General features: G+C 70.9%; 1 protein-coding gene and 2 pseudogenes. All 3 read right to left on the reverse strand.

The annotated features are described in order from the left end of the window. Positions 1-92, reverse strand: a pseudogene (locus tag ACIRST_RS42330) (roadblock/LC7 domain-containing protein); the annotation flags it as partial. Between the two features lie 10 nt (positions 93-102). Further along, positions 103-3,450 (reverse strand): nitrate- and nitrite sensing domain-containing protein, encoded by a 3,348-nt coding sequence (locus tag ACIRST_RS42335; RefSeq protein ID WP_350526833.1) that lies wholly within the window; start codon positions 3,448-3,450, stop codon positions 103-105. A 446-nt stretch (positions 3,451-3,896) separates the two neighbouring features. Continuing rightward, positions 3,897-4,001 (reverse strand): annotated as a pseudogene (locus tag ACIRST_RS42340) (ATP-binding protein); the annotation flags it as partial.

A 4,001-nucleotide genomic window follows, 5' to 3' on the forward strand; every position in this document is an offset into this window, starting at 1 on the left:
TCCGCGGAGACCACCACGGTGTGGGACACCCCGGGGGTGTTGTCCACGAAATTGGTGATCAGCCAGTTCAGGTTCTGTGCGGCCTGGCTCATCTGAGTCAACTCAACGCTCCTGGTGGTTCGAGCCGCCGAAGAGATCGGTGCTGCGGTTCTGTCCGTTGCCGGACTGGTCTACCTGATCGGGGTCGATCCGGAAACTTCCGGTGTTGCCGGCGCTGCGGCCCTGCTCCACACCGCGGCGCAGGTTGGTGAGGCGGCCACGGACCTCCTCGGGGCTGCGGGAGACCTGCGGCCCGTCCTGCGGGGTGGACTTGGCGTTGCCGGGCACCAGGTTCTGCTTGGGCACGCGCCGCGGCAGACCGGCGCCGGTGGTGCCGGCGGAGGAGGGTTCGCGCAGCTGCTCGGCCCGCTGCCAGTCGCCGTCGTTCGGCGACTGCCAGGGGGAGCTGGCGGTCGGGCCGGTCGGGCCGTAACCGCCGAGCGAGGACACGTCGTGGCCGCGCGACTCGTTGGAGGACGAGTTGTCCTTGGCACCGGCGAACCAGTTCGGGCTGTCGCCGGTCGGCAGGGCGCCGGGCGGGGCGCTGCCGGGGCCACCGCCGGCCAGCTGCTCGCCGGGGCGGCGCTGCGGCAGCCCGGAGGCCAGGGTGGGGGCGGGGCCGGCCGCGGGCAGCGCGGGCTGCTCCGGGGCGTACGGGTGGCCGGCCGGGGCGTCCTGGGCCTGGCGGCCGTACGGGTCGGCGTAGCCGTCCTGCTGGTAGCCCTGCTGGTCGTAGCCGTACTGGTCGTCGGCGTACTGCTCGTCGGTGTAGCCCTGCTGGTCGTAGCCCTGCTGCGGGTACTGGTCGTAACCGTCCTGGGCGTAGCCGTCCTGCTGGTAGCCCTGCTGGTCGTAGCCGTACTGGTCGTCGGCGTAGGCACCCTGCTGCTGGTAGCCCTGCGGGGCGTACTGGTCGTAGCCCTGCTGGAACTCCTCCTCGACCTCGGCGTCCACGACCGGCGACTCGGGCCCGCCCTCCAGGGCCGCGCGGCGGACCTGGTCGAGGCGCTGCGAGCGCTGGACGGACTCCAGGGCCGGGCTGAAGCCGCTGGACCCGGAGTTGCCGATGCCGGTGAGGTGGTCGTCGAAGCCGAGCTCGGCGGCGCTGCGGGTCGGGGCGTCGGGCGCCCACGGGGAGGTCGGCTCCTGGTCGGCGAAGATCCGGGAGACGGTGAACTGCTCCTCGGGCTCCGGCGCGGCGCCGCCCTGGGTGACGAACGGCGGGAGCATGACCAGCGAGGTGGTGCCGGCCGACTCGCCGGAGGGGCGGAGCTGGACGCGGATGTCGTGACGCTGGGACAGCCGGCCGACCACGAAGAGGCCCATGCGGCGGGAGATGGTGGCGTCGACCGTGGGCGGCTCGGCCAGCTTCTCGTTGATCTCCGCGAAGTCCTCGGCGGTGAGGCCGATGCCCTTGTCGTGGATCTCGACCAGCACGCGGCCGTCCGGCAGGCGGGTCGCGTTGACCAGCACCCGGGTCTGCGGGCTGGAGAACGAGGTGGCGTTCTCCAGCAGCTCGGCGAGCAGGTGGACGAGGTCGGTCACGGCGGCGCCGACGACGTCGACCTCCGGGATGCCGGCGAGCTCGACGCGCTCGTACTGCTCCACCTCGGACGCGGCGGCGCGGAGCACGTCGACCAGCGGGACCGGGGTGTTCCAGCGGCGGCCGGCCTCCTCGCCCGCGAGGACGAGCAGGTTCTCACCGTTGCGGCGCATACGGGTCGCGAGGTGGTCCAGCTTGAAGAGGTTCTCCAGCTGGTCCGGGTCGGCCTCGTTGTTCTCCAGGTCGGTGATCAGCGCCAGCTGGCGCTGGATGAGGCCCTGGCTGCGGCGCGACAGGTTGGTGAAGATCGCGTTGACGTTCCCTCGGAGCAGGGCCTGCTCGGCGGCGAGCGCCACGGCCTGCTGGTGGACCTGGTCGAAGGCCCGGGCGACTTCGCCGATCTCGTCCTTGCCGTGCAGGGGGATCGGGGTCACCGAGGTGTCGACCCGGTCGGGGTCGGTCTTGGAGAGCTTCTCGACCAGGTCCGGCAGGCGGTGGTCGGCGATCTCCAGGGCGGCGCTGCGCAGGGTGCGCATGCCGAGGATCATCGAGCGGGCGACGTAGCCGGTGAGCAGGCCGGCCAGGATCAGTGCGGCGACGACGATGATCGTGTTGAGGATGGCGTCGTAGAGCGCGTTGTCCTTCAGGTTGCGGGAGTCGGTGAGGACGTCGTCCAGCAGCGCGACTTCGGTGTTCCGCAGGGCCTGGATGTGGGTTCCGGCGGCCTGGTTCCAGTTGTCCGGGGTCAGACCGGCGGCCTTCGCCTCGGCGAACGCCGCGTCGGCGGTGTTCTTGCCCTTCAGCTGACCCTCGGCGGCGGCCTGGCTGTACGCCGCGGCCAGGTTCAGCAGGCCCTGCATGGTCGGCGCGGTGCCGTTCGGCATCTTGTACGCCGAGCGGTCCTGGGCGGTGGACAGGGTGACCTGCGCGTCCGCGTACTTCTTCGCGTCCTCGGGGGCGCTACCGGTGTTGAACTCGTTGAGGGAGACCTGCTCCAGCTTCTCCGAGACCAGGATCTGCTGGGTCGCGTCGGAGTTCTCGTACCGGGTGGTGCCGTTCTGCGCGATGCCGACCAGGAGGTGCAGCATCAGCGCGCGCTGGGTCGAGGCGGAGGCCTTGGCCAGCGACATCGCGTAGATCGCGCGGCCCTTGCTGGTGGCGTTGGAGGAGCCCATGCCGACCGAGTTGTCGTAGGCCAGCAGGGGGCCGTACAGCGCCGAGTAGGCGCTCGCGGTCGCACTGAGGAACAGCTCGGGGCTGTAGGCGTTGGCCCGCAGGTGCGGCAGGTCGACGACCATGGTCTGGAAGGCCTCGTGGCGACGGGGCAGCTCACCGGACTTGTCGGAGGCCGCGTAGGCGGCGTTGTACGCCTTCAGCGCGGCGTCGGTGTCGGCGCGGCGCTTGGTGACCTCGTTGTTCGGGTCCTGCTTGGTCAGCAGGGGTATGAGCGTCTTGTCACGCTCGTTCTCCAGCGCCTCGGCGAGCTCGGTCGCGGCCTTGGCCAGCTCGGCGGTCTTCTCGGCGCGGGACGCCTTGATGTAGCCGTCGACCGAGGTGTTCACTCGCAGACCGCCGAAGACGAGACTGATGATCACGGGGATCAGCAGAATCGCGATCAGGCGGGTCGGCACGCGCCAGTTGCGCGGACGGAGGAAGTCGTACCGGCCGGCCTCGCCCTCGCCGCCCTGCGCGCCGCCCTGGCCGGGCGGTGAGGCGATGCTCGGGGGAGTCGGGGCCGGTCCGGCCTGGGGGCGTTCCTCGGTGGGAGTGAACGCGGAGAATCCGGCCGGGCCCGCGGGGGTACCGTTCGGCTCGCTCTGGCGGGGCTCGGAGCGCCGCTGCGGGGCGGGTTGCTGCTTACGCCTCACTCGACAACTACCTCTCGGCCGACTGCCGGCCATGGATCAATCCAGCGCTACCCCCGGGCCCTGACCCGTCACCGGACGAACCGAGGCGAGAGAATCAGGGGTAGCTGGAATTTCAGCACGTGCAGGGATGGGGAACAAACAGCCGCTGTCGGGCGCCCGCGTCGGCACAATTCGGACAATCACCGACATGACGGAGCAAAACCGTGGTGATCTGGCGCTGAGTGACGCTGATTCGCCACACTGCGTCATTGTTGATCACAAAATGCCTACCGAACTGTTATCCGCTGCTTATACACGGGTCTTGCGCGGGCCCCCGGGAGGACACCGGCCGGTAAGCGCGGCGGCCCCGTCGGCCCGTTGCGGAGACGGGCCTACGGGGCTGCTCGGTTCCGCTCGCCCGTACGTCGGACCGCGGGTCCGGGGACCCGCGGCCCGACGCCTCCGACTCAGCGGAGCCGGGCGAGCAGGGCGTGTTCGACGAGGGTGATGAGGGCGCTCTTGGCGCTGTCGCGGCGGCGGGCGTCGAGGGTGATGACGGGGGTGTCGGCGCC

It is taken from the genome of Kitasatospora sp. NPDC101447 (genome assembly GCF_044767225.1).
Classification (GTDB): Bacteria; Actinomycetota; Actinomycetes; order Streptomycetales; family Streptomycetaceae; genus Kitasatospora.